13 protein-coding genes and 1 pseudogene are annotated in these 14,463 nt (G+C 60.7%); 4 read left to right on the top strand and 10 right to left on the bottom strand.

From position 1 onward, the window contains the following. Positions 1-47 precede the first annotated feature (47 nt). Positions 48-332 carry a hypothetical protein gene (locus C0Z19_RS03160; RefSeq protein WP_102608336.1) on the top strand — a complete coding sequence of 95 codons (285 nt, stop codon included), beginning with the start codon at positions 48-50 and terminating at the stop codon, positions 330-332. A 271-nt stretch (positions 333-603) separates the two neighbouring features. Here C0Z19_RS03160 and C0Z19_RS03155 read toward each other — a convergent pair whose 3' ends face one another. The 9 genes from C0Z19_RS03155 to C0Z19_RS03110 all read right to left on the bottom strand — a co-directional run bounded on the left by C0Z19_RS03155 (position 604) and on the right by C0Z19_RS03110 (position 7,820). Then, positions 604-1,962: a type II secretion system protein GspD gene (locus C0Z19_RS03155; RefSeq protein WP_102608335.1), complete on the bottom strand. Its 1,359-nt coding sequence runs from the start codon at positions 1,960-1,962 to the stop codon at positions 604-606. Then, a complete protein-coding gene (locus C0Z19_RS03150) occupies positions 1,959-2,888 on the bottom strand; it encodes a zonular occludens toxin domain-containing protein (RefSeq protein ID WP_102608334.1) in 930 nt (309 codons plus the stop codon). Before C0Z19_RS03150 ends, C0Z19_RS03155 begins: the two co-directional genes overlap by 4 nt. 9 nt (positions 2,889-2,897) lie before the next feature. Then, the gene (locus C0Z19_RS03145; RefSeq protein WP_102608333.1) at positions 2,898-3,176 is read right to left on the bottom strand and encodes a DUF2523 family protein; all 279 of its coding nucleotides are present in this window, start codon (positions 3,174-3,176) and stop codon (positions 2,898-2,900) included. A gap of 124 nt (positions 3,177-3,300) precedes the next feature. Further along, positions 3,301-4,734, bottom strand: coding sequence for a virulence factor TspB C-terminal domain-related protein (locus C0Z19_RS27880; RefSeq protein ID WP_146011987.1), 1,434 nt, complete (start codon positions 4,732-4,734; stop codon positions 3,301-3,303). A gap of 715 nt (positions 4,735-5,449) precedes the next feature. Further along, positions 5,450-5,662 (bottom strand): major capsid protein, encoded by a 213-nt coding sequence (locus C0Z19_RS03130; protein WP_102608330.1) that lies wholly within the window; start codon positions 5,660-5,662, stop codon positions 5,450-5,452. Positions 5,663-5,700: 38 nt separating this feature from the next. Continuing rightward, positions 5,701-5,880 carry a hypothetical protein gene (locus C0Z19_RS03125; protein WP_102608329.1) on the bottom strand — a complete coding sequence of 60 codons (180 nt, stop codon included), beginning with the start codon at positions 5,878-5,880 and terminating at the stop codon, positions 5,701-5,703. A 34-nt stretch (positions 5,881-5,914) separates the two neighbouring features. Next, positions 5,915-6,982: a ParB/RepB/Spo0J family partition protein gene (locus C0Z19_RS03120; protein ID WP_158242937.1), complete on the bottom strand. Its 1,068-nt coding sequence runs from the start codon at positions 6,980-6,982 to the stop codon at positions 5,915-5,917. 60 nt (positions 6,983-7,042) lie between these two features. Next, positions 7,043-7,357: a cellulose synthase gene (locus C0Z19_RS03115; protein ID WP_102608327.1), complete on the bottom strand. Its 315-nt coding sequence runs from the start codon at positions 7,355-7,357 to the stop codon at positions 7,043-7,045. A gap of 259 nt (positions 7,358-7,616) precedes the next feature. Next, the gene (locus tag C0Z19_RS03110; RefSeq protein WP_146011986.1) at positions 7,617-7,820 is read right to left on the bottom strand and encodes a hypothetical protein; all 204 of its coding nucleotides are present in this window, start codon (positions 7,818-7,820) and stop codon (positions 7,617-7,619) included. Between the two features lie 272 nt (positions 7,821-8,092). On the opposite strand from C0Z19_RS03110, the gene C0Z19_RS03105 reads away from it, so the two are divergent. Together C0Z19_RS03105 and C0Z19_RS03100 are read left to right on the top strand one after the other, a co-directional pair. Further along, a complete protein-coding gene (locus C0Z19_RS03105; RefSeq protein WP_102608325.1) occupies positions 8,093-8,389 on the top strand; it encodes a hypothetical protein in 297 nt (98 codons plus the stop codon). Between the two features lie 154 nt (positions 8,390-8,543). Further along, a pseudogene (locus C0Z19_RS03100) lies at positions 8,544-9,961 on the top strand (ISNCY family transposase). Between the two features lie 223 nt (positions 9,962-10,184). Here C0Z19_RS03100 and C0Z19_RS03095 read toward each other — a convergent pair. Beyond that, the gene (locus tag C0Z19_RS03095; protein WP_199180748.1) at positions 10,185-12,530 is read right to left on the bottom strand and encodes a hypothetical protein; all 2,346 of its coding nucleotides are present in this window, start codon (positions 12,528-12,530) and stop codon (positions 10,185-10,187) included. Between the two features lie 818 nt (positions 12,531-13,348). On the opposite strand from C0Z19_RS03095, the gene C0Z19_RS03085 reads away from it, so the two are divergent. Then, entirely contained in the window at positions 13,349-14,410 is a 1,062-nt protein-coding gene (locus C0Z19_RS03085; RefSeq protein ID WP_102608323.1) for a DMT family transporter, read from the top strand. Positions 14,411-14,463 lie beyond the last annotated feature (53 nt).

The raw sequence follows: 14,463 nt of genomic DNA, 5'->3' as shown, positions 1-14,463 counted from the left end.
CTCCAGAATCTGACGGCCCGGCAGCACCAAACCACACGGACAACGGCATGCAACAACTCACCCTCACGCTCATCGGCGGCCTCGTGCAACTGCCCCTATGGTTCGCCGCGCCCAAGCGCCATCGCCGCGCCAAGACCGGCGTTTTCGCACCGTGGCGGCAGCTCCCGCTCAAACTGCCGATCCGCAAACTAATCCGCAAGGGCAGCCACTTCATATGGACCCGCCCCGACGGCCGTCAATTCGTCTGCCGCACCATGCGCAGCCTCATCGCGCGGGTCATGAACTACGACGGCCACTTGCTGCAAGGCTTGCTCAAGACCGCGCAGCGCTAGCCGCCCGATACTCGAGCGCATAGGACCAATGGGCTACAATCACGCGCAAAACAACAACCCGAGGAAACCTATGGGCATCCAAGACCGCGATTGGTACCGCGAACACCACGCGAAACTACGTGCTGGCAGCGACAACTCACTCGCCACCATCATCAACCGCACCGAAAAACGCCGAAGCACATCCAGACTGGTTATGGCCATAGCCTGGGGTGCCGTTATAGGTGCCCTTTACTTCGCATTCACCTTAGCGGGTCACTTCACGCACTAGCGGCTACACCTTCTGAACCTGCAACACAAGAACAACCTCTGTGCGGCCTTTCGACTGCGTATGACCACCCAGAAAGGCCGGTAAGAACCGCTCACGGCTATGCGTCTCGCTGTCGCTACCCTGAATCAGCCCGCCAAGCACGATCACCTCACCATCTTTAAGCGCCGCCACCGTCTGCAAAGACCGCGTGCTTTTCGTCGGCGAATTATTCACGCCCGTAGTAGTCGCTTGAAAACTGGAAATCTCCTCATCGACCGCAAGCCGGATCGTGTCCTGCAACACAGTAGGCGTAACGTTGAAAATCACCCCCGCGTCCTGATAATCAACCGATTGAACCGGCGTCCCACTCGTACCCTGATAACTAACGCTTGACACCGTGGGCACCTGCTGCCCCACGTTCAACCTCACCTGCTGACCAGAAACGCAACGCACATTCGGCGCGCTCACCTCGTGAAAACGCGAATCAGCGGCAAGCATTGAAATCGCGACACCAACACGCCCCGCGCCAAACCGAAACGCGGTCGAATCCGTCTCAGTCGTACCGCTCCCCAACTGGACCCCGACACCGAGCAGCTTCGAGACGATGCTGAATCCCGTATTACCGCCGTCCGTATCGTCAACCTCATAGGCCCAGCCGCGCACCACGACCTGACCCACAGCAGTATCCAACTGCGGCAACAGCGCCTTGAGCTGCTCGACGTCACTGCCCGTCCCCGCAAACACCAGCTGATCGGCAGCCGACACCTGCGGCCCACGAGTCACCTGAACCGGCGCCGTAGCCGACCCAGGCACCACACCACCCAATCCACGAGCAGCGGCAACAGGCATCGATGCCGCCACCGTTTGCGCGGACATGGAAACCCGGCCACCGAACAAAGGTTCAACAAGCCCGAGCAAATACGTAGCACTCCGATAGCGAGGCGCATAAACATAAACCTCGCGATCAACCGGCGCTACGTCCCTCTTCTTCCCGATGAAATCAACGCCGTCTCGCGTAGTGACCTCGAAGCCCTCAGAATCCAGAAACGCTTTGACGAACTCACGCAAATCACCTTTTCCGCTATCGAACTGAAACGACACAAGCCGCGTGTCCTGCAGCACGTCGGAACTGATCACGTGCGGCACGTGCAACGCATCGTCATAGAGCAGATCCACCAACTGGCCAACGCCCACGAACCGAAAATCAAACGAGCCGCCCACAGGACGCGCCAACGGACGCAACGCCCCCGACGAAACAACAGCACCCGAAACAGCCGAACCACCAGCAGGCGGCAACGGCAAAGTAGGAATAGGCGGCACCACATCACCGGCATACGCCGATCCACAAAACACCAGACAGACCGCGCCGAACCACCGCTTCATTTCCGCCCCCCCACCACCTCACCGCCCGCAGCTAAAACGCCCGTCCAAACAGCCACCCGTTGACCATCGATAACGCCAGACACACCCAACGAATCGCCCTTGAAATCCTCAGCAGACTCACGGCGAAAACGACCGCGGTTATCCACCAGCAACACATAACCGAGACCATGCACCGCATAGCGGCCAGCCACCCGCCAGGACGCCGAGTCGCCGCGCTTGACAGGACCAACACCGCCCCCAGCCGAAGACCCCGCAGAAGCACCTACAACGCCCGCAGAAGGCTTCGCAACACCACCGAACCCAAAGCCACCAGCCACGCTACGAAAGCCCTTCACAGCCAGCACAATAGCAACCACGAGCGCGACAGGCATCACAAACAACGCCTTCGGGATAACCGCCTTCGGCTTCGTATGCAGCTCGGCACTCGTATAAAGCTCGAACACCTTCTTCGGGTAAGGCCACATGTGCTTTACCGCATCACGAAACCCGCTATTCGGGTTGTGCGCGCTGTCCCACTCGTAAATCATCGCGCGACTACCACCGAACAGGCGACGCACATGCACATGCCGCCCAACCAAATCGCGAACCGTCTTGTTCATCCGGTTTGGATGCTGCGTAATCACCACTATGTCAACGCCGTAATGACGATGCACATGCAGCTTCTCGACATCATCGGTCGGCTTAACGGACGACGAAACCGGCGGCCATATACGCTGGACCTCATCAATCACGATGACGTCATTAGGCAGGCAGCACTCATGCCACCGACGCACCATTTCGTCATCCCACAGCTCGTGGTCAATCGCCAAATCCTTAATGCCGTTCGCCACAACACGACGACCCGCTTTGACCTCCTTCAGCAGAGACGACACAGCCCACAGCGTCTTACCACTGCCCGGGACCCCCGTAACCAGTGTGATAGCCATCGCAAAGCCTTATTTGATAAAAAATTTCTTCATACTCGACGCGCCAGCCATCGCGACACGAGCGCTAATCGCCCCGCCGATATAGCCAAAGCCCTGAAAAATCCCGCCTATCGCAAGCACGCTAGCAAGATCGGCGGTCAAGCCGCCAACCGAAGACGTAAGCCACGACAACGCCTGATTCACAGCCAAATCAATACCGCTAACGGTTAGCACGCCCACACCCAGCGCGATCAACGCATTGACGATCAACGGCTGAACCAAGCCCAACAACCACACAGCCCAAGTCATCGCCCCGCCCTCGCCACCGCAAGCAACGCAGCCGCATCATTAGCCCGCGCCGTCTCACTCACGCACGAGATAAGCAAGTAGCCGAAGAAACCGACGATTAACACGCACGCCACCCAAAACATCCTCATGACGACACCCCCATAGCAACAATGACCGCCGCGGCCAAAGCACACATCGCGAGCACCAACGGCCTCAACTTTTCAGCCAACGTACAAACCGGATCGAACGAAAACGAATAATCAGATCCAAGCGCCGTCACCACGATCGGCGCAGGACACACACCATCAGACGCGCCAACACTCCACGGCACCATAGACACGCTCGCCGAGCTGGCGGGTACAGCCGACGCTGCAGGCGGATCACCAAGCGCAGCGCACGCAGACGCGTTCGGATCAACCGAACAGGGATCAGTGGTCGTCGTAGTCGTCGTGCTCGTGCCGCTAGCGCCCGAGGTAGACGTGCCGCCCGAGGTAGACGTGCCGCCCGAGGTAGACGTGCCGCCCGAGGTAGACGTGCCGCCCGAGGTAGACGTACCGCCCGAGGTAGACGTGCCAGAACCGCCAATAGGCTGGCCGGACCAAGGCACCTGCATCGACCCATCGCCAGGACTCACAGCGCCTTCCTCACCTACAGATGGCACCCACGTCGGATTGGCGTTATCCCACGCCGTCACATCAGCCGCCGTGATCGGGTTGCTAGAGTCATAAGGCACCCCCGTGTAACCGGCCTGGTTACTCGCCTGCTGCCACAACCCATCGGCCAAACCCGCAACCACAGCCGGATTAACAGGAGACGCAGCATCGGACGCGGAAAGCGCCGCAACAGCGCTCGCAGCAGACTCAGGCTCACCACCGGGAACCTCGCCAGCCACAGCAGGACACTTTGAAAAAACGCGATCGAGATAGGCCGTAAAAGAGCAGTCGTAACCGCCCTCACAGCGAGGACCGCCAAACTTCATCGGCAACTGCGACGCCTGCACCTGAACCGAGCCGGACAGCGCAACCGCAGGAGGAATAGCCGCTTGCTGCTGCCAACACCTCGTAGAGTTACCAGCGCTGTCCTGATCGCAACCAATACCAATCGTCACCGGCGCCGTGCCCGTAGGACACGCACTAGTAGTGTCAATGCCCCGCGAGGGAACACTCGTCACATTCGTGCTAGGCGAATCACCGAAAATCCACGTGGCCGCCGAATGCACACCAACGCTGACGGCCTCACCAACCACCGCACCCACAGCCACGCACGCAACCATGCCCAAAAACCCCGTACCGGCCGCGCAAACCGTCGTCGCTACACCACCCGCAACAGACCCGGTAGAAGCCGTCACAACATCGATCGCCTCAATCGTCGCCATCGACATAGACGATGCAGGCGAATAACCACGCTGGGCACCCTTGGCCGCAATCACGCCCGACAACTGCACCGAAGGACGCGCTGTCGCCAAGCTGTTCACGTAGTTGTTAACCGCCTCTGGCACGTAGGAACCTACGATGTTGCCCGCACTATCGAAAATCAACTCAGTCGCCGCCTGCACATGCATCGACAGCGACAACGCCACATACAACGCCAAGGCAACCCGCACACGCCTAGCTGACCTCGCCGCACCCCTCAGAACACCTGACATAACGAAGCCCCACCACTCACGAGAACAAGATCAACCCGACCCCAAAACACGTCGCAACAACGATCGCCACGCACTCATAAAACCAAATCATCCCTCACCCCCATCCGAGTAAATGAAATCGCGCACCACCCGCAAACACCACGCAACCGCCAACACGCCAAGAACCGCCCCGCCAATCTCAAGACCCACAACCTCGCCACCCATAACCGGCTGGTCATCGCTCAACGTCGAAACCTGCAAGAAAAGCGCGTTACCGCTCGAATCAGTCCCACAGCCAATCTCCCGGCCAGCCGCCAAGGCGTAAGTCACACCAGCCACGCCCCCAGGCCCGCACACCACCGCAGACAGCGCCATAAATGCCACCCCCAGCCCTCAACGCGAATGCGTAACCGACCACTGCGCAAACGCACACAGCCACGGCAGCGATACAACCGCGCCAACCAGCCAGGCCACCAACCCATACGCCCCAAGCCAAAACAGCGAAACCTCTATGCACTGCCGACGCGGAACCGACCGAAGAAACCGCCGGATCACCATCGCTCGACGCGCCACCTGCTGCTCTGTCCGCACACGCATAAACCCTCCGCCAGAAAAAAAGGCGTCCAGTCACCCAGACGCCCTCAAAACGCGCTAATGCAAAACCACCAACTCAACGACCAAGAAAACCCTTCACCGTCTTATAGCCCCACGCCACGACGACAACCGCCAACGTTGCGCCGCCAATCGCGATCAACGACGGCACCACGTTGTTGATCGCCGTCACGGTCGACGTCACATCAACGCCCGACGCCTGAGCGAACGCGCCCGTAGATGCCACCACACCCGCAGCGACAACCGCCAATTTCATCTTGAGATTCTTCATCTGCTTTTTCCTCTTGGGTCTATCACGTGGCCCGCTAATTAGGATTCGTCCGACCGGGCCAGCTTCGAACGAATCAACTTCTTCGGAGGATCGCGTCGCCCTACCACCGCCGACACGTACCCCACGCCCTTGCATAAAAGCCAGCCAAAAAACATCACGTTCAACAGCGTCAATTGCAGCGCGATGCGATCCAACGCATCAAACGGGTAACTCTGCATCCCCTCGCCCTCCCTTTCGCAAGCGAAACTATGCTTAGACCACGGCTAACGAAATCTCGGACAGCAGCCCGCCCAGATCGAAATCCATCCCGAACGCGCCCATCGAAAACGCCGGAACAGTCCAATCCTCCAGATGCTCCCTCGCATGCAAGCGAGCAATGCGCCGCACCAGCGCCAGCCCACCAAGCCCAGCACACCCAGCCCCGCACTCGTAATCGTCCCGGCACACGTCAAGCACCGCTTGCTGATGATCCGCCGACAGACCCGACACAACCTCCGCGATCGAGCCAACCGCTCCCGTCTTCACTACATCGACCAGTTCCCACAGCATCAACCTGGGGTCAAAGGACGGACCGCCCTCCGGTTCCGCCGAACCAGTTCCGCCTGTCGCTTCAAGCTCCGCACGCTTCGGCTTTTGCGGCAGCTTTTTCAACTTCGCCAGCAGCGCCCTAGCCTCTTTGCGGCCCACCTTCCCCTCACGAATGCCATGATCGATCCGGGTAGCCGCATGCAGATCAAGCGCACCAATCTTTGCAACGCATTGCAGCAACTCAATGTCCTCCGTCACCCCATCCTGAAGCAGCCTCATCGCGCGCAAATCGAAGTCGTCATACGTCAATGCGAGCCGCTTGGACACCCACGCCGCAGACTTATGTACACGCTGCGCAACGCGATCGACCTTACCCACCCGGTCATACAGCCGCCGCACCGCCCGCGCTTCCTCCTGCAGGCTCAAATCCTCACGCTGGATGTTTTCCGCCAGTTGCATATCCTCAGCGTGCTCATCGCTCACGTCGCCCACCAGCGCCGGGACCGCAGACAGGCCCGCCATACGCGCAGCGCGAATACGACGCTCACCCGCGATGAACCGATAACGCCCCTCACCGAGCCGACGCAACAGCACCGGCTGCAAGACACCGTTCGCCTTGATGTCGTCCGCCAGCTCAGCGAGCGTCGCGTCATCGAACTGCGTGCGCACTTGCTCCGCCGATTCGATCGCATCGAGCGCCACGAACTGCAACGCCGGACCATCCGACGCCGGGAAAACGTCACCGTTCAACGGAGGCACTTCGCCTTTCTTTACCCTGGTCGCCATCACCATCCCCGTATTTCGCATGCGAAAAAATGGGCCGCACCGCAGTCGCGCGACCCACACTCAGCGTTACACCGGAGCGCCCAAGCCCGCGCCAGCCTTCGGCTTCGGACCACTCACGCCGAACGGCACGAGCGACGTAATGCGCGGTTCGAGCTTGCCTTCCATGGACTGGAAAAACGCGAAATCCGCGAGGTAATCGCCCGGCTGAATCGCTTTCAACTGGTCCGGCAAATTGATCGTCCCGACGAGGATTTGCGTCTCGCCCTCGAAACTCTGTTCAAGAACACATTGCGCTGCGTGGATTTCCCACGCGTTGCCGGTTTTCTTCGCGATGCCGCCGCGCTTGATAACTTGCAGGATGGTCAACTTTTGCTTGTTCATAAGGACTCCAAAAAATTAGGACTACTACACAGTTTGTCTTAGCCCATGTCGGGCGAATCAATGCGCACTCAGCGCTTCACAGCTCTTAGATCACTACAGGCACCGCAACTACCCGCACGGTCAACACCGCACCATGCGCACAACTCTTGCACGACTTCCGCAGGCAGACCGCTCACGTCAGGCCGGCGAACATCGAGCGGCATCGGCGTACCATGCTCACTCACAACCGGCTCGAAATCGAACGGCAATGCAATCACTGTCACCACCGAAAAGAAAAATCATCAACCGCATACACCAGACCCGTCATGCTCGACTCGAAACGCAACGCAGCACCACCAGGAAGAACGTCAACCGCATCGAGGCAATACCCGGACGCATCCAACCGCTCGCCGACCGAAAGCGCCTCGCCCATGCACGAGAACGCCCCCGTCCCACGATGCAAATACGGCTGATCGTTGAACACACGAACGCTTGTCATACGCATCACTCCCATCCTAAAAAAGTGTGGACGGCCACCACAGCCGCCCACCCAAAAGCCGCGCCATCCGAGGGCTAGAGACAGCAGCGCAGCCAGCTACACAAACCTTTCGCATGCGAAACCAGGACGCGCCGGGTTTACCTTTTCCCGAAGCCTGTTAGACTTCGCCACATAGTGCTAAGTCAATTTCGGCTTAGCCAAATATGGCTTAGATGTGATGTTAGCCATTTTTTGCTAACTTGCGGGAGGTATTTTCTATGAACTACCAGGAACTGATAGCCAAAGCCTTGAAGGGCCGCAGCGTCAACGGAGCCGCCAAAACATGGGGCGTACCGCAGAAAACGCTGGAAAATTACGTGAAGGGCAAGACGCTTCCGAACTACACGACGGCAGCAATTCTTGCGCGGGAATCAGGCATCGGCCTAGCCGAAGTGATGACGATCCTAATCGACGAAGAGCACCGTCGAAAGCCACTGAAAGAAATGGTCGCAGCGGGTTTTCGCATGCTCACTAATGCCTTGAATCGCCTGTACGCGGGGCTCTCCGCCGCGTAGTAGGTGCGTTAGTGAGCAATTAACTTTGCGTGAATTATCAACGTTATAGGTTGTAGCGGCTATATCCTAATGTCGTGTTCTAGCTAGATAGAAATGTCGTGTTTTGCAACTGATGGCAAGCTGGCGGCTCGTTGCGCGAATGCAGGAGCCGCCTATGAAGCCAGCCGCACTCGTGACGCTGAACATGCGCGAACTCGATCGATTGAAGGTCATCCAGGCAGTCGTTGAGCTGGGTCTTAAGCCAGGCCGAGCTGCGGATCGGCTTGGCCTGACAGTGCGGCAAGTCGAGCGGCTGGTAACGCGCTATCGGGAATGCGGCGCGGCGGGACTGGTGTCGCGCAAGCGCGGCAATCCTGGGAACCGGAAGCTAGACGAGGGATTGGCGCTGCGTGCGTTGACGATCATCCGGGAGCGCTATGCCGATTTCGGGCCGACGCTGGCGTGCGAGAAGCTGTGGGAATGCCATGGCATCCGCTTGGCCAAGGAAACGGTCAGACGGCTCATGACGGATGCCGGCTTCTGGGTACCGCGCCGGCAGCGCCCGCCCAAGGTCTATCAACCGCGGGCCCGGCGCGCGTGTTTCGGCGAGCTTGTGCAGATCGACGGCAGCGAGCACGCGTGGTTCGAGCAGCGGGCGCCGCAATGCACGCTGCTGGTCTATGTGGACGATGCGACGAGCCGGCTGATGATGCTGCAAAGTCGACCTTCAGCTATTTCGAGGCGACGCGCGCGTACCTGGAGCGCTACGGCAAGCCGGTGGCCTTTTACAGCGACAAGGCCAGCGTGTTTCGGCCGACGACCAAAGGCGCAGACGGCGTGACGCACTTCGGCCGGGCGATGTACAAGCTGAACATCGACACGTTCTGCGCCAACAGCAGCCCGGCCAAGGGGCGCGTGGAGCGCGCACACCATACATTACAAGATCGGCTCGTCAAGGAACTGCGGCTGCGCGGCATCAGCACAATCGAGGCGGCCAATGCCTATGCGCCCTCCTTCATGGCCGCCTACAACACGCGCTTTGCCAAGCCGCCCAAGAGCGCGTTCGATGCACACCGGCCGCTGCGCGCCGACGAGGATCTCGATGTGCTGTTGACCTGGCGCGCGCCGCGCAAGGTAAGCAAAGCGCTCACGGTGCAGTACGATCGCGTGCTCTACCTGCTCGATGACACGCCGCCAAACCGCAAGCTGATCGGGCGCTACTTGGAAGTATGGGAGTATCCGGACGGACGCATCGAACTGCGTGCGGACGGCCGGGCGCTGCCGTATCGCGAGTACGACAAGCTGGCCGAAGTCGATGCCGGCGCGATCGTCGAGCACAAGCACTTGGGCCATGTTCTGCGGGTGGCGCAGGCGCTGCAAGCGCAGCGCGACGACCGCCGCGCGGGCTCGCCTTCGCGCACGAATCACGGCGTTGCGGTGCGGGCGAAAGAGAAAGCGCCGGGAACGAAGCGGCCGCGCCAATTCACGCAGGCCGATCTGAATCAGGCGATTGAACAGCTTGCACAACAGAACGTGCAAGCGCATCAGCCACCTCGCAAGCCGGGTCGTCGGTCAGCAAGCGACATTACCTGATGCGTACGCGCCCTGCCCGTTCAGACCTCCTCCTTCTACGCTGCAGGCTGGTCAAACCGACCAGCAGATACGACATTTCTATTTGGCTGGCGCTGCGACGTTTGAATCTGGCTTTGACAATGAGTGTTAGAACCAAGTAGTAATGTCGCACCCCCCGTGGTTGAGCAGCGGCTGAGCCGGCCTTGCCGCCACGCCCATCGTCGCCGTATTCGCCCTGATACTGCTACGCGGCGGCGTCCACGCCCAGATGCCTGCGCACCGCCGCATAGTCGTAAAGCTCGTCCTTCATGGCTGAGAGCGTGTTCGCTCTACGCCCGTCCGGCGGTGGGTTCCGCGGCAGTCCCGCCTGTTCGAGTGCGTCGAGGCTGTCGCGCAACTGACGCTTCGCGAGACGCAACTCGCCACGAGGCCACCATTTCGCACGTACGAGGTTGGCAAGCCCGACCGGTCCGCTCACCAAGCCGTGTCCGACTGCGCGGCCGAGCAATCTGAGTTCGTCCCACGTCGAATGAACGTGCTTGCGATAGCCCGCAGTGGTGCGCAAGTCCACGCGCTTGTCTCCCGCCTGAAACACCCAACGTGCTTCATGCAATCGTGTTTGCAGATGGCTTACGTATGTTTGCGACAGCAGCTTCTTGTTGTCGGCCTTGGTCATGCGAACCTCGCCCGTGGCGGCCGTGAACACTGCGCCGCCCCCGATGCCTGCGGTCAGTGCGCCTGCTTCGTCAGGCGGGCGCAGATGATGTGTTTGATGGCCTTGTGCGTCGGTGATATACGACGAATCCGTTGCCGTCAAGGCATCGACGATCGGCAGCGCGCTACCCGTCGATACGCCGGCATGGAAGGCTTGAACATAACGCTGCACGATTTGCGCGCTTTCCCCAGGCTTCCGAAGGCGGGCGCGACGATTCGCTTTCTCGAGTTGTTTGAGGTCGTCGAGGCAGCGGCCGATAAGGCTGTCTCCAGGGATGGCGGCCCACCGCGCCGGGTCGAACGATTCAAAGTCAGCCGCGTGTTGCTTGGCCAGTTCGATCTGCTCGGTCAGTTGCGCCAACTGCGTACGATGCGGCATCAGCGCGCGGACGGGTGTGGTTCCGCTCGATTCCATGGCGCCAACTTTCCGCTCCAACTCCGCATGCTGCTGCACCCATTCGCCCAGTGCGTCTTCGTATACCTCACGAACGGCGGCGATTTGCACTTCCGGCTGGGTCGTGAAAGACCGTCTGAGCGCAGCTTCCGAAACGTGCTCGGTCGTCAGATCCCTGAAGTGGATGCGCGCCGCGCCTTCGGTCAGGAAGTCTCCCCACTTGGTGTTCGCGCGCAGGTTGTAGCGATGCTTGTTGCGCCGCTCGTCGAGGTAGCCCGCTCCCCACTGCATCGGTACGGTGGCCGCCAGTATGGCCGGCCCTGCGATCTGTCCAACGACGGGCACGGTCGACGTCACGACGGCGCCCGCGGCGGCAACTCCGTTCACCGCCATGCCCCAGCCTTTGCTGTAAGTCTGCGTTCTATTCAGGCCGATCCGGCGCCTGTATTGCCGGTCCGCAGTGTCGTGCAAAGCGAGGAAAGCGTCGACCATGGGGCCCATCGCTTCGCCACCGCCGGCTTCCGTTAGCGCGGCCTCCCGAAACTGGATTGTCGCGTGGGTCAGTTCGCGACGCTGCGTCCGGAGCGACCGCACGATCGCTCCCATGTCGGGGCTCCGTTCGATTTGCGGCGCCACGACGGGCTGCCCGCCCACGCGTTTGAATGCTTCCTTGACGTCTGTTATCGATCGCAGCCTACCGGTCAAAGCGGGGTTGACGATATTGGCCGGCAGCTCGTGCGCCAGGATTCTGACGGCCTTTTGAGCGGCCTTCAGTGCGTGATCGGTACCCGGAATCATAGAGACGCCGGCGGTGAGGCCCGAGGCCGTCACCGTGGTAACGCGCCCCGCGACGCTGTGTAGTCCTTCGTACAGACCAGCCTTGTGAATGCCTTGCTTATATAGCTCGATGTCGATGTTCAGCGCATTCAGCAAATGATATTGGGCGAGGTCCGTGAGCAGGGTCCTCGTATAGTGCTGAGGATGAGCCTGTACATCCGCGACGAGTTCGTCCGCCGGGACGGCGGTCAATTCCTCGAAGCGCCGTCGCGCTGCGCCTGTTTTCGGGAGGCGGGGCGCAAAGCGGGCCCATTCGTTTTTCTCGCAAAAGACCTCGGCGGCGCATCGCAGCTTGATCGCGGCGAGTGCGCGCCCCAGATCGAGCGGGCGTCGAGTGGCGGTTAGGTAGTCCTCGAGCAGTTGTTCCCGTCTGGCAGCCGGAACCGGTGCCGGCATGCCTTCCGCGTCGGCATTCGGTGGCTCCCCTGCCGCGTCGTTCTCTGGCATGGCGTTGACCGATGACGTCAGAGAAGCGAATGAAATCTCTCGCGTGACGATGCGCTCGTGCGAAAGTCTGGGCGCGCCGGTCGTATTCGATGATTCGGTCGAGAGGTGGGTGGCCACGCTGCGAAACGAGTCCGCCGAGACATCGGAGTCCGTTCGCCCACTGATCCGACGCGATGCACTCGGGCTCGCATTGGACATGTGCGGCGCCGATCCCCGCGGAGGTAAGTTCGGTCCGCCTGTGTTGGCCTGCCGACGCCACGGCCGTAAATCGGCGAGCACGGCGCTAACCGCGGGCGCTTCGGCGCGCAAGCGGGCGGAAGGAGAGCGAGGCGCGACATTCTCGGGTTCGTCCCAATTCGATGTGCCCTCGGTGCCAGTGGAGATTCGTGTGCTTTTCATATGAGCGGCTGAGACGTGTTGGTGAAATGGAAGTGGAAGCGCGTCCTCGTGGTCACGCCGGGCGGCCGGACCGATTCGGATCGAACGCGGAGCAACCGTCGGCCGGCGACACGAACCGCTCGCGCAACACGCAGAGGTGGCTGTCGGCGATGCTCGATCCGTACCCGGAACCCAGGACAACGAGCCCCGCGACCGCGCGTCGTCCGTCTCGCGGGGCACTTTGCCCGCACGCGAATTGAAGGACAAGTATCGAAGGCGCAGCAACGAAAGCGAACGAATACTTTCGACTAAGCAAAGTCCGCCGCGCGCGTTCGGCGTCACCTCTGTGCGGCCGTTTCGCATGCAAAGGCGAGAACGCCGTGATTCCGGCGTGGCGATACGGTAATTGCCGCTAATCAGGAGATGCAGCGACCGATTGATTGCACGCGGTATCTGCTACGACATGATTGCCGCGGAGAAACCGCATGGAGCGGAACCGCACTCAAGCCAGCCCCTGCTCGATCGGCGCTTTCTGTCGCAGTCGATCGACGCGGCCCCCTTGCAGAAGCCGGCTTTCTCCAGCGGATTCGGTAAACTGCGCGATAACTGCAGCATGCCGCTGCCCCCTTGCCCCGCACATGCATCCGCAACGCAACGCAATCCTCATCGCCCTCGCCGCTGCCGCGTTATTCGGCGCCGCCACGCCGCTTGCCAAAGCGCTCCTGGGATCCATGTCCGCCTTCCTGGTGGCCGGCCTCTTTTATCTCGGCAGCGGCCTGGGGCTCTGCGCCTGCATCGCGATCCGGCGATGGCGGCAAGGCGACGCGGGATCGGCCGCGCAACACCGATTTCAGCGAACCGAATGGCCTTGGCTCTTCGGTGCGATTCTCGCCGGGGGCGTGGCGGGCCCCGCCCTGCTCATGCTCGGTTTGTCGAGCACGCCAGCGGCGACGAGCTCGCTCTTACTGAACCTCGAGAGTGTCCTGACCGCGGTCATTGCATGGGTTGTCTTTCGCGAGAACGTGGATGTCCAAGTATTGCTCGGCATGCTCGCCATCGTCGCCGGCGGCGTCCTTCTCTCATTGCACCCCGGCCATTTCGCGCTTTCGGTCGGCGCATTGCTGATCTTCGGCGCGTGTCTGTGTTGGGCGATCGATAACAACCTGACGCGCAAGGTCGCCGCAAACGACGCGATGGTGATCGCGTGTTTGAAGGGCTTGATTGCGGGCCCCGTCGATCTCACGATCGCATTTTCGTTGGGCGCCACGTTGCCGTCCGCCAGCCTCGTCGCTGCCGCTATGCTGACGGGCTTCGCCGGCTATGGGGTAAGCCTCGTGCTGTTCGTCGTCGCGCTTCGGCATTTGGGAACGGCACGCACAGGCGCGTATTTTTCAGTCGCGCCGCTCTTCGGCGTCGCGCTCTCGCTAGTCCTATGGCCCGAGTTGCCTTCGATCACATTCTGGATCGCCGCGATGTTCATGGCGCTCGGCGTTTGGCTGCACGTGCGCGAGCGCCACGAGCACGACCACACGCATGATCGTCTCGAACATACGCACCGGCATCGCCACGACGAACATCATCAACACAAGCACGATTTTGAGTACGACAGCGACGAGCCCCATACTCATTCGCATGTTCACCTGCCCATCACGCACTCGCACGCGCATTTCCCCGACATCCATCACCGGCACCGACACTAAGCGTAATGCGGTAAATCGGTAAAGCTGCGAAACGGCGAAACGGCGAAACGCGG

Origin of the sequence: Trinickia soli (assembly GCF_002879855.1) — a bacterium.
Lineage (GTDB): Bacteria > Pseudomonadota > Gammaproteobacteria > Burkholderiales > Burkholderiaceae > Trinickia > Trinickia soli.
This window is presented reverse-complemented; position numbering and strand designations above follow the sequence as displayed.

Bases quoted from the DNA above. Each gene is read 5' to 3' on its own strand.
- C0Z19_RS03085 (WP_102608323.1), top strand. From the start codon at position 13,349: ATGCATCCGCAACGCAACGCAATCCTCATCGCCCTCGCCGCTGCCGCG.
- C0Z19_RS03130 (WP_102608330.1), bottom strand. From the start codon at position 5,662: ATGAAGAATCTCAAGATGAAATTGGCGGTTGTCGCTGCGGGTGTGGTG.
- C0Z19_RS03160 (WP_102608336.1), top strand. From the start codon at position 48: ATGCAACAACTCACCCTCACGCTCATCGGCGGCCTCGTGCAACTGCCC.
- C0Z19_RS03095 (WP_199180748.1), bottom strand. From the start codon at position 12,530: ATGTCCAATGCGAGCCCGAGTGCATCGCGTCGGATCAGTGGGCGAACG.
- C0Z19_RS03150 (WP_102608334.1), bottom strand. From the start codon at position 2,888: ATGGCTATCACACTGGTTACGGGGGTCCCGGGCAGTGGTAAGACGCTG.
- C0Z19_RS03125 (WP_102608329.1), bottom strand. From the start codon at position 5,880: ATGCAGAGTTACCCGTTTGATGCGTTGGATCGCATCGCGCTGCAATTG.
- C0Z19_RS03155 (WP_102608335.1), bottom strand. From the start codon at position 1,962: ATGAAGCGGTGGTTCGGCGCGGTCTGTCTGGTGTTTTGTGGATCGGCG.
- C0Z19_RS03115 (WP_102608327.1), bottom strand. From the start codon at position 7,357: ATGAACAAGCAAAAGTTGACCATCCTGCAAGTTATCAAGCGCGGCGGC.
- C0Z19_RS03105 (WP_102608325.1), top strand. From the start codon at position 8,093: ATGAACTACCAGGAACTGATAGCCAAAGCCTTGAAGGGCCGCAGCGTC.
- C0Z19_RS03120 (WP_158242937.1), bottom strand. From the start codon at position 6,982: ATGGTGATGGCGACCAGGGTAAAGAAAGGCGAAGTGCCTCCGTTGAAC.
- C0Z19_RS03145 (WP_102608333.1), bottom strand. From the start codon at position 3,176: ATGACTTGGGCTGTGTGGTTGTTGGGCTTGGTTCAGCCGTTGATCGTC.